This window comes from Enterobacter cloacae complex sp. P24RS, from assembly GCF_014982165.1.
Classification (GTDB): Bacteria; Pseudomonadota; Gammaproteobacteria; order Enterobacterales; family Enterobacteriaceae; genus Enterobacter; species Enterobacter quasihormaechei.
The window spans coordinates 66301-80446 of sequence record NZ_JADCKU010000004.1 but is presented as its reverse complement, the minus strand read 5'-3'; the positions used below and the strand labels follow the sequence as shown (position 1 = coordinate 80446).

16 protein-coding genes are annotated in these 14146 nt (G+C 54.6%); all 16 read right to left on the bottom strand.

Translation table 11 applies throughout. The annotated features are described in order from the left end of the window. On the bottom strand, positions 1-3282 hold the full coding sequence (locus INF58_RS04910) for a phage tail tape measure protein (protein ID WP_193527137.1): 3282 nt from the start codon (positions 3280-3282) through the stop codon (positions 1-3). Between the two features lie 35 nt (positions 3283-3317). Continuing rightward, entirely contained in the window at positions 3318-3581 is a 264-nt protein-coding gene (locus INF58_RS04905) for a DUF4035 domain-containing protein (protein ID WP_032622502.1), read from the bottom strand. Between the two features lie 23 nt (positions 3582-3604). Continuing rightward, positions 3605-4006: a phage tail assembly chaperone gene (locus INF58_RS04900; protein ID WP_032622503.1), complete on the bottom strand. Its 402-nt coding sequence runs from the start codon at positions 4004-4006 to the stop codon at positions 3605-3607. A 54-nt stretch (positions 4007-4060) separates the two neighbouring features. After that, positions 4061-4531 (bottom strand): phage tail tube protein, encoded by a 471-nt coding sequence (locus INF58_RS04895; protein ID WP_000202242.1) that lies wholly within the window; start codon positions 4529-4531, stop codon positions 4061-4063. Positions 4532-4585: 54 nt separating this feature from the next. Continuing rightward, positions 4586-4933 carry a DUF3168 domain-containing protein gene (locus tag INF58_RS04890; RefSeq protein ID WP_032622504.1) on the bottom strand — a complete coding sequence of 116 codons (348 nt, stop codon included), beginning with the start codon at positions 4931-4933 and terminating at the stop codon, positions 4586-4588. After that, a complete protein-coding gene (locus INF58_RS04885) occupies positions 4930-5379 on the bottom strand; it encodes an HK97-gp10 family putative phage morphogenesis protein (RefSeq protein ID WP_032622505.1) in 450 nt (149 codons plus the stop codon). The genes INF58_RS04890 and INF58_RS04885 overlap by 4 nt, the downstream gene beginning before the upstream one ends. Continuing rightward, positions 5376-5714, bottom strand: coding sequence for a phage head closure protein (locus INF58_RS04880; protein WP_193527136.1), 339 nt, complete (start codon positions 5712-5714; stop codon positions 5376-5378). Before INF58_RS04880 ends, INF58_RS04885 begins: the two co-directional genes overlap by 4 nt. A gap of 8 nt (positions 5715-5722) precedes the next feature. Beyond that, positions 5723-6049 carry a head-tail connector protein gene (locus INF58_RS04875; protein ID WP_193527135.1) on the bottom strand — a complete coding sequence of 109 codons (327 nt, stop codon included), beginning with the start codon at positions 6047-6049 and terminating at the stop codon, positions 5723-5725. Positions 6050-6093: 44 nt separating this feature from the next. After that, positions 6094-7305 (bottom strand): phage major capsid protein, encoded by a 1212-nt coding sequence (locus tag INF58_RS04870; RefSeq protein ID WP_032622508.1) that lies wholly within the window; start codon positions 7303-7305, stop codon positions 6094-6096. Positions 7306-7314: 9 nt separating this feature from the next. Next, positions 7315-8163 carry a head maturation protease, ClpP-related gene (locus INF58_RS04865; RefSeq protein WP_193527134.1) on the bottom strand — a complete coding sequence of 283 codons (849 nt, stop codon included), beginning with the start codon at positions 8161-8163 and terminating at the stop codon, positions 7315-7317. A gap of 13 nt (positions 8164-8176) precedes the next feature. Continuing rightward, positions 8177-9481 carry a phage portal protein gene (locus tag INF58_RS04860; RefSeq protein ID WP_045347669.1) on the bottom strand — a complete coding sequence of 435 codons (1305 nt, stop codon included), beginning with the start codon at positions 9479-9481 and terminating at the stop codon, positions 8177-8179. Continuing rightward, complete coding sequence (locus INF58_RS04855) at positions 9481-11223, bottom strand: terminase large subunit (RefSeq protein WP_121528170.1); 1743 nt, start codon at positions 11221-11223, stop codon at positions 9481-9483. Before INF58_RS04855 ends, INF58_RS04860 begins: the two co-directional genes overlap by 1 nt. Then, positions 11177-11641, bottom strand: coding sequence for a phage terminase small subunit P27 family (locus INF58_RS04850; protein ID WP_058671565.1), 465 nt, complete (start codon positions 11639-11641; stop codon positions 11177-11179). The genes INF58_RS04855 and INF58_RS04850 overlap by 47 nt, the downstream gene beginning before the upstream one ends. Before the next feature lie 127 nt (positions 11642-11768). Continuing rightward, a complete protein-coding gene (locus INF58_RS04845; RefSeq protein WP_032622513.1) occupies positions 11769-12113 on the bottom strand; it encodes an HNH endonuclease in 345 nt (114 codons plus the stop codon). Then, on the bottom strand, positions 12110-12700 hold the full coding sequence (locus tag INF58_RS04840) for a hypothetical protein (RefSeq protein WP_193527133.1): 591 nt from the start codon (positions 12698-12700) through the stop codon (positions 12110-12112). Before INF58_RS04840 ends, INF58_RS04845 begins: the two co-directional genes overlap by 4 nt. After that, positions 12682-14139 carry a glycosyltransferase family 2 protein gene (locus INF58_RS04835; protein WP_193527132.1) on the bottom strand — a complete coding sequence of 486 codons (1458 nt, stop codon included), beginning with the start codon at positions 14137-14139 and terminating at the stop codon, positions 12682-12684. The genes INF58_RS04840 and INF58_RS04835 overlap by 19 nt, the downstream gene beginning before the upstream one ends. Between the last annotated feature and the right edge of the window lie 7 nt (positions 14140-14146).

Genomic DNA, 14146 nt, shown 5'->3' with positions numbered 1-14146 from the left:
TTATCGGGTTCCTTTCATTGCGTTCCAGATGTCACCGCCAGGGCGAATATCTCGCATGATGTTCTGCTTATATCGCTGATCAACATATTTACCGACATCAGCACCAAATTGCTCAAGGCCGGGTGAAGTCTGCGTGGTGGTATTTCCGTTGCCATCGATGGTGATATAAACCTGTGGCGCCGAAGATACAGACTGACCACCACCAGCGCCGACCGCACGAACACCGAGTGAACCATCCGGTGCGCGGGTCAGCGGCATGATTGCCTCCGGCCCCGCCTCGCCCATAATTCCGGCCCCGCCTTTCGCAAAAGCGAACATGGTGGGGTTTCTGACGATCCCATTACTGAAAGCGCTCAGAGAAGGAGAGTCATAAACGCCGCCTTTAGCGTTAAACTGGAAGCTCGAACCGTAACTGGAAACCGCAGTACCGGTACTGGCTGATGTTCCCGCACCGCCCCCGAAGAAGCTGCCTACGCTGCCGATGAGTGAGCCAAAAATGCCAGAACTGGAAGTCCCACCCCCCATCGCGCTGACTACTGCCATTTGCAGCGCGACTTTTTCGATAATCTGTAAAACAGAGATACCCCAGGATTTCCAGCTGACCTTATTGCCTTCGAGCATTGAGGTGACATTACTAAACGCGCTGTCGAGTGTGGTTTTCACCCCGTCAGAAACCGTGCCGGAAACATTGCTGATTTCATCGAACCAATTCGCATAGCCGCGCGATACTCCGGCCATCCAGTCCGCTTCAGCTGCTGCTATAGCCTTGTATTTCTTGTCCAGGTCATCAAGGGCAGCCGCGCGCTGTGCGATGGCCTCAGTGCCGCCGTCCGTTTTAGCATAAACACGCTCGATCTGTTGCGTCTCGTCGAACCGGCTGCGCTGGCGATCACTCATGCCTGCGGTTTCGGTTGTCAGTGTCGCCTCATCCCTGAACTTTCGGGCCGCTTCAGTTAAATCCTTCAGAGCATCGGCTTGTTCGCGCTGCTTACGTACGTTTTCGTCGGCTTTTTGCGTCCATTTTGCCAGCTCTGCTGATGATGCCTGGATAGCCTTGCGCTGCTCGTCGGTCCATTTAGTGCCTGCCTGATGCGACGCTGCATACAGCTCAGACGCTTTTTCTCCTTCCGTTGCCCTGACGCGTTGCACATCGATAGCCACGCTCAGATCGGCCATTTTGCGGGCATATTGCTCAGCGGTGCTGGCTGCTGCGCGCTCGGCTTTACTCTGAGCACTTGAGGCGGCAGTAGAAGTTTTTTTTGCCTCGGCTGCTGCTGCATCCTTTTTGGCGGCCTGATCCTTGTTGTAGATGTACTGGGTATAAAGTGCTCCAGTCAGCTTCAGATCTTCCGCTTCATAAACGTGCTGCTGATGAAGTTTCTCTAATCCACTTAAGCTGGCCAGCTCATTTTCGCGGCGTGAACGTTCCAATGCTGTTTGCTGCTGAGGCGTCGCATTAGCCATTGAAACCACAGGCCCCGCATACTGCGGAGGCTTGGCGCCAGCGGTTGCTGACATTGAGCGGTTTAGCAGGTCATAGGCACCTTTCAGGATTGATACGGCGCCAGCCTGTTCGATAGCCTTTTGCGTTGCCAGGTCGCTGGCATCATTCACCAGCTTCTGCGTTTGCTCGACTTTTGAAGCGGCCTGTTCCCGCTGATACTCCAGCTGATTCAGCTTATCGGTAAGTTCAATGTTTTTGGCCGTGATGTCGGCCTGGTCCATGAAGGTATTGATCAAGGTCAGCGTCGGATGGCGGTTATAATCCTGCTGGATTTGATCAACCGCCTTAAGGCTGTCTTTCACCTTCGCGATCTGAGAGTCGAGGTCGGCCAGGTCCTGCTTTTGCGCCTGTAAAGAGGTCCGCGCATCTGCGGCGGTCGAGCGAAGGCCGAGCACAGACATCTGCTGGAGTTTGGTGTTGATCTCGTCAAGGTTGTTGGCAAAGCCGACAGCCTCACGGTGTACCTGCTGGGTATGCTGATACAGGCCATACATCGCAGCACCGGCACCGATAATAACGCCTGGCCAGCCACCGAGAATGCCCAACACTCCGCTACCCAGCCGTGACATTACCGAGGCTGTATTGGTGAGGTTGTTAACGGCAGAAGCCCTTCCAGCAAGCGCTGTGTTCAGGGATGCTTGAGCTGCGGCAAGATTACGTTCGGCAACAATCTGAGCCTCAATACTTGTCGCCGCTGCGCGCGCCTGTTGAGCGCGGTAAACCGCCTGGCGGCCAGCAGCAACGCTAACCTGAGCGCCACGGACCTGAGCCTGAGCCAGCGCAACCTCGGCGGCCGTATTAGCGAGCACTGCACGGGTTGACTGGCCGACGCTGCCGACCATATTGCCAAAATAGCGAGCCAGACCCACGCCAACCAGAATCCCTGCCGTGTTTGCCACATCATCAATGTTATTCGCCAGACCATCCAGCACGCCGGATAGCGTGGAGGATGCGCCGACGGCATCGTTCGCCCCGCCAACCCAGGCGAGAAAAGCATTTTGCACTTTCTGTGCAGATCCGCTGATGGATGCTGGCAAGGTGTCGAATTCTTTACGCAGGATCTCTACATTTGTCAGCAGCGGGACGATCTTGTTGGTCGTCAGCTCGCCGTTGTTGGCCATATTTCGCAGGCCACCAACAGTGGTACCCAGACCATCAGCCAGCAGTTTCGCCAGGCGGCCACCGTTCTCCATGATGGAGTTAAATTCTTCGCCTCGCAAAACGCCTGAGCCAAGCGCCTGGCTAAGCTGGGTGATAACAGAGCTCGCCTCTTCGGTACTGGCGCCAGACAGCTTCAGCGAGGTTGCTACGGTTTCCGTAACTTTTGCGACGTCAGCAGAAGCGTAACCGGCATCACGCAGGGACTGCGCAATTCTGCTGTATAAGTTGCTGTTTGCCTCGAGGGATGTTCCGGTGCGCTGGCTAATCTCCATCAGCACGCGCTGGGATTGCACGTAATCCTCACTGGAAGAGGACGCAAGGCGAAGACGGCCATTCAGCTGGTTCCAGGTATCAGCAAACTGAACAAGTTGATGCGTGGCAAATGCGCCAGCCCATGCCCCGGCAAGCCCAGCCGCTGATGAACGTACTGTTGCGAGCTGAGAATTCAGGTCAGCCAAAGACCGCTGAGTTTCTCGCGTGGCCGCTGCTGCTTTTTTCCCGCCCTGTTCCATAGTGCGGTAGTAATCCGTCCCCATACGGGACGCTCTGGCGATCTCAGACTGAAAAGAAGACGAGTTCGCAGAAATTTTGATGATTAGCTCGCGCAGCGTTGCCATATTTCACCCATAAAAAAAGCCCGCAGCCGCGGGCGTCAAAGACTGGACATCCATTCTTCAAGTTCAGAGACTTCAGAGCCTTCTTCCTGCTCACCCCATTTCAGCATCACGTCAGGTATGGTGAATTTCCCGCCCTGAGAGTTCAGCATTGCAACGGAGATCTGCGCCGCCTGTGCATCGGAACGCCAGTCCCCAACAGGACTTATGCGGTCAAACTCGATCCACATTTTGAGCTCGCTGGCGGTTATGGTCTGGCGCAGCTCGTGCAGAGTGCGCCCCATCCGGAGCGCCAGCGACATCAGGAAGAAGGTCAGCGGCTGCTTTACGGCTTTCCCGCTTCTTCCTGACTCATTCCGAGGCCCAGAGCCTGAGCCAGCAGGCGCGCATGCACAGGACCATAAATTTTGGATACCAGCTCCTGATCCTCGTCACTGAATACGCGCTCGCCGTTTTCATCCAGCAGTACGTCAATAAACAGAACCACATCCGCCTCTTTGTTACGCAGGAACTTCTCCGCCTCCGTCAGCGTCGGAGCCTCTTCGCCTTCGGCGAGCTGCGGATTTACGATCTCCCGGAATTTCACCCAGGCATCGCCGGACGGTTCACGCAGCGTTACCTTTGCGCCATCCCACTCAGGGACCGTGATACCGTCTTTTGTGCGATAGGCTTTTGATGCAGTAAGCGCCACGTCGCGTAATGAATTCTGTGATGTTTTTTGCGCCATTTCATTTTTCTCTTGTTACTTGGTCGAAGGGATAAAAAAAGCGGCCGAAGCCGCTCAGGAACCAGACGCGTAAATGCGTTTAGGTTTGCCACGTACACGCAGAGAATAAGTCGCGCCAACAACGGAAGAGGTTGCAGCAGACCATGAGCTCTGACGAACCTCCACCAGCACGTAGAAACCATTACCAGACGGGAATACCACGCGCAGCGCACGCAGTTCGTCATTTTCATAAGCGGTCTGGAGTGCCTCCTGTGCTGCTTCATCGCCAACCCAGTTACGGGTAATGCTCATTTCAGCAGGTGCGGCGAGGCCGTTCGTTTGCTCCTGTTCAGTTGAGCAAAGCGTGGTTACGTCAATATCCCCTTTTTGACCGCCAGTGAAGGTGATCTCCTTTGTTGCACAGGCCGCTTCCAGCCAGGTAACACCAGCCCCCGGGAAACCTGAGGCATTAAAATCCTCGGCGGTTACGGGTGCGTCGGAGACGGCAAAGGTCATCCCCTTTGTAACTTCATACTTACTGGTCATGATTTCTCCAGATAAAAAAAAGACCGCCGGAGCGGTCTGTGATGGTGAATGAACTTAAACGGTCACCTGAAATTCAAGCGTGGCCCGGTGATAATGCAGATCAGGTTCATAACCAGGCGTTTTGACAATGTTCTCAGGCTTCAATGTTTGCAGGGCTTCCAGCGCCATATTCCTGATCGTACGCGCTTCAGTGATAGTGCTGGAGTAAACATCGACTTGCACCGAAACGGCTGATTCCGCCTGGCCGCAGAGAACGTCGGCGGCCGCGTCGGTAATAATCGAGAAAATTACCCAGGGCGGCGAGACTGAAGGCTTCCCGTCACTGCCGAGCGGCGCAACGTAGGGATAAACCTGCCCTCCGGCCAGCGGTGCCAGCAGAGGATAGAGATCGTCTTCCGTCATTTGCTTAACGCCTCGTCAATAGCCTGGTTCATGCGCCTGATCGCGACCTCTGTCGCCTGCTCCTGGCGGACGTCAAACGCGGGACGAATGAAAGGATGTGGCGGCATGTTGGCTGTTCCCATTTCAACGAATCGCCAGTAAAAGGCGTTTCTCGGGTTATTAGCCTTCATCGTGTTATCGCTGTTGCCGGTGCGCGGGTTAACGCCACGAATATGGACGCCGGAAGAAATTTCCCCGCGGCGACGGCTTTTTTGGGTAACCACCACCACGTTTTTTTTCAGTTTTCCGGTGCGTACCGGTGCACGTGCGATCACTTCTTCCTTAAGCACTTCCGCGCCGGCGCGCGTGGCATCACGAAGAACCTTGTTGTTTTCAGCCCGGCTAAGCGCCTCCAGATCCTTTGCTATGTCATTTAACCCGGAAAAATCGAGGCTCGTCTCTATCATTTTTCGATCCCCTGCTTACAAAGAATTTCGAGTTGAATACCGCGAGAATCAGGGATTGGTGGACCAACGATATTCAAAATGGCCCCTTTGAACGGGCCAGTCATAACCCTGAGCCTGGACGCAGCAGTTATATCGTTACGAAATCGAGTCCATACCCTGATAGTGGCTACGGCCGTTTCTGCACCAGCGGCTACTAACTCACGCCCACTGATGCCCTTAACTTCTGCCCAGATTTCTGCGCCGTCATGCCACGTTTCAACAGGCTGACCAGAAGGATCACGTGATGTTGTGATGTTCTGAATTACCACCCTGTCTCTCAGTCTTCCGGCCTGCATAACCCCTCCTACACTCCGTAAATTCGGTATGGCTGAAGCAGGGCTTCAACTGCAAGCGGGACCTCTGCAACGGTTTGCCCGATGGCAACGGATTCCCGGTTTGCATACCAGTGACCGATAAGCAGTAGCATGGCTGCCTTAACATCATCATTGAGCAGTATCGGGTCCGGGTCATCAGCGAAGCCAGGGCTGCTTTCCTTTTCATAGAGCGTTCGGCGTGTCCATGTCTGGACGTACCGGGCCGCTGCACCTGTGTAAATCGCCAGCAGAGCATCATCACCCGTAAAGTCGGTATCAATGCGGCAATGCTGTTTCACCACATTCTGATCAAGCATTTGTTTGCCCCGAAAAAAAAGCGGCCCGAAGGCCGCAATAGTTATCAGCTACCCGCGCCGGTGCTGAATGAACCGTACACGAACGCCTCAGGGCGTTTCACAGCCAGCGCCAGACGTTCTTCGCAACGGATGGTGATCATGTTTTTCTCGAAGTCGTCGGCGTTCTCCGTGGAGATAACCACGTTCGCATCTTCGCGGTCGAAGATTTGCGCACCAGCGTTAAATGCACCGGTCAGGAATTTACCCTGGAAGGCTGCCGCTTCCGTTGCAACAACCGGCAGGCCCCACAGAGTCGGACCAGTCAGCGCCGCAGGGTTCGCCAGAATGTAACGACCCAGGCTGTCTTTGGTCAGCTCGATCCGCGCCCAGTCAATGAAGTGAAGAACATGACCAGACGCCGGGAAGCGTGCCAGCTGTGCCTGCAACATTGCCAGACGCAGATCGTCAATCCCGCTCTGCTGTTCGACAGTGAACGCCGGATTGAACGCTGACGCCTGAGGAACGATGCCGTGCAGATGAACGCCGGTACCATCACCGAAGAGAATTTCCTGCTCTTCTGCATACTTCAGTCCGTAGCGCATTTCGGCATCAACGGTGGACTGCAACTGTGCGAAGTCATCCAGGATCTGCTTTGAGGCTTTGAACAGGTGCGCGATGGTGCTGACGCCAGTGATTTTCGGCGTGAATTCAATTTCGCTGTATGGTTTCTGCGTATTTTCAGGAACCACTTTCGCGTTATTGGTAAAGCCTGTCTGCTGCACCCAGAAAATGGCTGAGGAGGACGTACGGCCTGGAGCAATCAGATCGCGGATGAACAGGCGCTGTTTCGGTGCCGTATCGATACCCGGCAGGCGCTGTGGCTCTACAACACCATCAGGCACATCCACCGAAGTCAGGGCGGCCTTAACCGGGATGCTGATGCGCTTACCGCCTTCCACGCTGGAAGCAAAGGTTTTCAGGGCTTCAGCGGAGATCACCTGGTGGCCAACGGACTCGACAACCTGTTTCGCGTTTGCCAGCGGCATCTGGGCAACATGTTGCTCCAGTTCGCCCATTGCGGCCTTCAGGGTTTTTTCAGCTTCACGCAGCGCATTGAACTCAGAAGCCATTTTATCAACGGCTGCTTTTGTTTCTTCTGACAGCCTGCCTGACTTCTGTGCCTCTTTGAGTGCGTCTTCTGCTTTCGCGTTGAATTTGCCGGTTGCCTCTTCAATGCTGGCAGTGACTTTTTTCAGAATTTCGTTTACTTCAGACATAAAGGGTCCTTATTTGACTAACGCCGCAAGAGCGCTTTCAAGTGAATTGAGGGTTTCAGGTTTGATATCTTCGGCAGCGCCCGGCGTACCGTCGTTGGTGGTGACAGCGCCAGGCATGCCACCGGATAAGGCTTTAATGAGTTTTCTGCGCTCAGAGCGCGGGGTGTTGGTTTTAGCCAGCAGCGCATCAAGTTTGCGAAGCGCGGCCGCGGGTGATTCATCGCCATCACTGACCGCATCAGCAGAAAGCAGGCTGTCTGCCAGTCCCTTCGCCACAGCGTCACTGCCACCGATATAACTCTCGGCATCCATCAGTTTCTGAACAGCTGCCATATCAAGGCCGGAACGCGCCGCGTAGATGTCTGCCATAGCGATATCGAACGGCTCCAGAGACTGTGCCAGTTCCGCAAAGTCATGGCGGTTACCCATCGCATAGACCCAGCAGTTGTGGATCATCAGGAAGGCACCACGACCGATCTGAATATCATCCCCGGCCATCGCAATGACCGAGGCGGCACTGGCGGCAATACCGAGCACCTTCACCGTCACACGGCCTTCGTATTCACGCAGAAGGTTGTAGATTGCCAGGCCTTCGAACATGTCACCGCCAGGGGAGTTGATATTGACCGTGACGTCGGCGCCATTCATCGCCCGTAGCGCACCGGCGATACGTTTGGCTGTTACGCCTTCACCCCAGTAGTCCTGCCCGATCACATCAAAAACAGAAATACTGTTGTCGTCGGTGGACGCGGCTTTGATCCCGCCATCCCAGCGTTCCAGGGCGGAGGGTAAAGTTTCACAGGTGACTCGCGCGCAGGGGCGACCCGCCGGTGCTGCCGGAAGTTGTTTTTTGCTCATCAGGAAAGTGCTCCTAAGCGGCCTGTTTCAGCGGAGATTGTTCAAAGGAAATATCAGGGAATATGTGGTTATGCAGTTCTCTCAGGGCCAGAGCCTGAACAGCAGGATTGCTGCTTTCGAGATTTTTCAGTTGCGTCAGGTTGAGCTGAACGGTGTAAATATCACCCCCTTCAATCGGTGGCATATTTTCAAGACGGCGCACGTCATTACGGGACATCCACCCATTCTGGAGCGCACTGGTATAGTACGCAGCACGGCCCGCGCTGTCGGCGCGCAGCAGTCCTTCTACGGAGAACTCCGCGAACACCTCGTCATCGCTGTCAAGCAGGCACCGTCCAATTTCCTGTTCGATGTTCACCAGCAAAGGTCGCAGGGTGTGCGTCAGGAAAAGAAGGTTCATACCCTCCAGACTCGAAGCCCAGCTGCTCTGCTTTGTCGTATGCCCAACCATATAGGGCGGAACGCGGAACCAGCGGCAGATTTCCTCAATGCTGAATGAACGGCTTTCAAGAAGTTGCGCAGCCTCCGGGTTCATTGTGACGTTCTGGTAAGTTAATTTATTTTCCAGAACCATCAGCTTTCCGGCATTTTTTGAACCGATAAATGACTGAAGGTTCTGGCGCAGTCGATCGCGCTGCTCCTTCGTCAGTGCATTTTCAGAGGACAAAAATCCGGTGCTTTGAAGGCCATTCTCGAAAATTTTTGCTGCCGCTTCATCCACCGACATAGCAGCGCCAAATACATCAACGCCCGCCATCGTTGGCATCATCCCACAAACACCATCCAGCCCGAATCCGCGAATGTGCATCATGTTTTTAACCGGAATGATGCGTTCGTTTCCGTTTTCAGTGTATTTGTATTCCAGCGCCCCGGTAGTGAGCCGTTTAACCACCATGTTCTGCGGCAGCAAAGGCACCAGCGAAACCAGGCGGTTTGCGATGAATTTCTTCTCAATGAAGGCATTCCCGCGAAGACAAATACTGGCTACTACCATCAACATAAAGCGGGATGGCGTCATTTCTGAGTTAGGGCGACGGCACAGCACCGAATAGGCCGGGTGATCTGTCGCAGCCTTTCGAGACCCGTCAGGCTGGCGCACGTATATTTTCAGTGGGAGTGTTGAAATGGACTCACTCAACAGCCTGACACAGGCCCAGACAGCAGAGAGTTTTATCGCTTTATCAGCGGTAACAACCTTTCCGCTGCTACTGGTGCCATACCATTCACGCCAGAATTCACCTGTCGTGAGACTGATTGGTACTCCCAGCCAGTTTAACAGGGCGCTTTTTACACGCCCGGGTTGTTTATTCTTAGCCATCAGATACCCACTATGATCGGTTCGTCAAAAAATCCATCGACATCGCCCTCATCCCCAACATCCCCCTCAGATGCACCAATAGCCATAGCAGATGCCACTACGCCATCAATACGGCCGGTACTCTTTTTCTTGGCAAAGATCCGGTTTTCTTTCTGATCGGCTTCGGTTACTGCTGATGCAGCATTCCAGCGCAGGCAGGGATTGGTTTTGATGATGATGTCGCCGTCATCCAGCCGCTGTTCGAACAGCTCAATAGAGTGCGGCATCCATAACCCTGACTCCTGGGCTTTGTAGTACCCCTGCCCGTGAGGGATCAAAGGCACTGATACGCTGGCATCTTCCAGTTCAGGTTCAAGATATTTGATTCGATACTGGTCAAAGGCTATCGCCTTGATAAAAAACATCTGAGAAAGGTCAGCTATACGTTCAGCAACGAATCCGTACTTAACCGCTTTCCCTGGCGTGGTATGAATGTATCCATCCCGCTCCCACGCGTCATAAGGAACCCGATCCGTTTTAGCCCGATCAAGCAACGTGTCTTTCGGTGTCCAGAACTCCACCAGCAGTTTTCTTTTTTTCGGGAAAAACAGCGCCAGCGCGGTAAGGTCCCGGCTTCCAGAAAGGTCAAGGCCGCCATAACATTCCTCACCCTGCAATTCATGCAGGTCGAAGTCCTCTTCGCACCCCATCCACACATCGCTGCTCATCCAGGGGTTATCGGCGTCAACCCACTGACAGAAGTTGAGGCGGCGAACGATACTCTCTTTCGACGGCATGCCACGCGCCTGGGTGACCTGTTCCCTCAGATAACGGTCTGTGAAGGTGTGACCAAGCGACGGGTTAGCTTTCTTCCAGCATGACTCGTCCTTAAATGGGTCCTCCCCTTCATCAAGCGAGCAGATGAACGAAAAGAAACTGTCATCCTCAATCGAACCTTCTGCAACTTTACGCCCGTACTCGTGGTAGTCATAACAGACGCTGGTTTTATCGTGGCCGCTGTTGGTGATCATGAAAATCAGCGCCTGCCGACGTCCTTTCGTGCCGGCGCGCATCATCTCAACGACCTGGTTGTTCTTATGTTCGTGAATCTCGTCAATCAGTGCACAATGCGGACGCGGTCCTGACTGTCCATCATCAGAACTGATGGGTCTGAAGAAAGACCCCGTCTGAAGGAAAGCCAGGTTCCACTCCTTCCCGGCTCCGCCTGATTTATTAATCCGCTGCGCCAGCGCTGGTGACTGATCAACCATCGCCACCGCATCCCTGAACAGGATCATGGCCTGGTCTTTTTTCGTGGCCGCGGCATATACCTCAGCACGTGGTTCTTTATCAGCTGTCAGGCAGTAGAGCCCTACTCCGCCAGCCAGCGGTGACTTCCCCGAACCTTTACCCGATTCGACATACACCATGCGAAAACGACGGTAGTTTTCAGAGTTTTTCCACCCAAATATCGAACCAACAATGAAACACTGCCAGGGCAGGAGGATAAAGGGATTACCTTCATGCTCGCCGCCGTTGAGCTTCAGCACTTTCGCGAAAAAGTCGATGGCGCGCTGCGCAGCTTCGGTATCCCAAAACATCCCCCGGGCATGACAGGATTCAAGGTCCTTAAGGTGTCGTTTACAGGCATTTCTAATATCCGGTCCGGCGATTTCCTTACCTGAAACTACATCCATGGCGTATCGCGTTGCGGGATCAACCGAAGAACTGGTTGAACGGGTCTTCTTCTTTTTCTCCACCATCCACTTTCACCTTCGTTCTGGCGGCCGGAGTGAGACCGAATTCAACCAGGTAGCTTTTAAATCGACGATCGGCGTCGGCAAGCATGGCAACCGCCGGGTTTGCTTTAATCAAAAAACCGCCCTCTGTCTGCACAGTGTACGTTCGCCCTTCGTCGGCGATCGTGAGACGGAGTTGCAGAATGTCGGCGTAAATATCACAAAGACGTTCGAGCGCCAGCGTATCGGCAATGGTCAAAATCCCCATGCCGTCGAGTAGCACGGTTAGCTTTCCCCAGGCCACCTTTCCCCAGTCAGTGAGGTGCTCGGGTGGACTCGGAATTTCTCGCGCAGGTGTGGGCTCTTTGTCGTTGAGTTTGCGTTTGCCCGGGTTGCCGGTTACCACTTTCAGGTGGGTCGGTTTCGGGCGTCGTCCTGCCATCGGAACCTCCCGGAAAAAAACTTTTCATTTCGCGGTTGTGTACAAAAAGGATGGGCGGCGGTCATTCAGGGGCTTAGTCCTGAACTTTTACCCCACCCTTCCCCTGACCGCTCACGAATGAGAAATGTTATCGTTTGAACCAGTGCGAAGTCGGATCAAGAGGAAGGCCGCTTTCATCACAGCCGATGATAGTGCCGCGCTTCTCCATCCTCTGCTTCGTTGAATCATGATGCTGCTTGCACAGGCCCTGCCAGTTACTGCGGCTCCAGAAGAGCTTCTGGGCTTTGCTTATCGCTGCCGCATCGCCAGATCGGAGAGCTTCTTTCAGTTTGTGCGGAATGATGTGGTCTACAACCGTTGCTGCTGCCACCCTTCCCTGCTCCCGGCACATCACACAGAGAGGATGTGCGCGGAGGAAGACAAGACGCTCTCTGTCCCATTTGCTGCCGTAGATACGCGGTTCTTTATTCACGCCAACCTCCACGCTCGTCGGCGTTCTGTGCGTGGCGCTGAGTCAGGGTGACGCTCAACCGGTTCGCCGTCAGCATGGTCCACCAGCGAGTAACACGGATAGATCACTGAGCCACCCCATGCATCACCCACAGCGTAATCGGCGGGCTTGCTGTTATCCCAGCGGGATAGCACGCGCTGCACATGCTCAGGCGGGACGCTGTAGCAAACCCCGTGAATGAGTTTCGACAGCGTGATGTAATCAGCGCGAGTCTTATCAGCCACTATTAGCCGCTCAGCAACCTGCATCTGATACTGTGGCGGCCGCCCGGTACCGAGGTAAAAACTCAGCATGTGACACGGGAACCTCGCCAGCCAGACAGCAACCTGATCCTTAAACCCACGGACTGGCAGGGCGTCGTCCTCCAGCACCACTACCCTGCTGGATTGCTCAGCAGCCCATTGCAGCGCGCGGTGATGATTCCAGTTCGCCCCACGGTCACTGTTATCAATCAGCAGGAAAGCACCAAGGGATTCAGCCAGACGCAACGCCTGCTTATGTCGCGAGTGGTGACCTACCACAACAAACTTCACTTGTGTTTCCACCATGTGGCCTCCCCACCGATACCATTAGTTTTGAAAACGGTATGTACCAGAGGGCCGGTGACCAGCCTGTCAGCGAATGACTGCGCAACAATACCGAACGCCATCATGTCGCCTACCGCGGCGCCAGCCTGTTCTTTCTTCCAGAAACGATAACTCTCGATCCGGTAGTAAAGACGGATGATGCCGTGAGCAAACGCCATTATATCAGCGCGGGTACCACCCAGCAGCCCAGCGTTAAGCATCACATCGTTGCGGTGCGCTTCGATAAACTCCTGATAGATGCGCTCCGGATGATTCTGCTTTGCCCAGGTATCGGCGTATGTCTTTGGTTCGGAACCGACGTAAACATTACCGGGCTGCATTTCTTCCCATGGCGCGCGAAGCATTTCGACATCGGTACCATCGGTACACCAGACGAACCGATATTCAGGGTGATCTCGAAGATGCTGCCAGATGTGCAGCCAGCGACGAAAGTAGACATTCATCTTCACGTCAGGTACGAGATACAGCTCAACATCTGCCGGGGCCGTCAGTAATTCATCCACCAGCGCTATACGCCCACACTGGCGAAGCGAGGCCGCCCATTTGCTCAGCATGTCAGGCGAGGCCGCCATTTTCGTGCCGCGCTGCGGGTCAGGCTGACTGGTGAGCAGCGTTGTGATAACCACGTCGCGCTGCTGGCGGTATTCAACGTAACCAGTAAACCCGGCATCACGCCGTTCGTTGTGGATCTTCACGTTACGTTCCACCAGCGCCTGTCGGTCGGGACGCGGTACCAAACGCTCTACGGCTTCATGCTCATCGAGAGAATGGATCAGCTTTTCTGAACCGACCACATCACCGTAAGCCCACGTCGTCAGGCCAGCATTATGGATGCGCAGGGCGAGGTCGCTGTGTTCGTACATGCCGCGACCGTAAACGGGATCGAAACCGCCAACCTTCTCGATAGCGCTGCGGTGGTAATACAGCATCACGCCGCGCTGCCCGGTGTAAGCGATGTGCTTATCATCCCGGTACAGGACCGCCATATCCTTCAACTTATTCGTCCCTGCCAGATCGAGAAACTGGTAAGCCAGGTGTGGCTCGGGTGATTCGATGTAAGGCAACTGCCAGTTATCAGCGATGGGCCAGGCGTCATCGTCCCACAGGAAGAGATGCTCACACCCGGCGTCCATCAGCGCGGTTAAACTGGCGTTCTTCGAAGCAACAATGCCGAGTGATGTTTCATGGCGAAGCAGCTGCACGCCGTCAGGTACTACGGCGGCAGGTTTAGAGCCGTCGTCGATAACCACCACCAGCGCCCCGGCGGGCAGATGTTTAATGTGCTGCTCAATGGCGCGGTTTAAAACGTCTGGCCGGTTGTGGGTAGTGATGGCAATGCCAATCCGTGACGCTGAAGCGCAGGCAGGCACAAACGGGACACCATCAATAGTGACCTGCATAATTTCT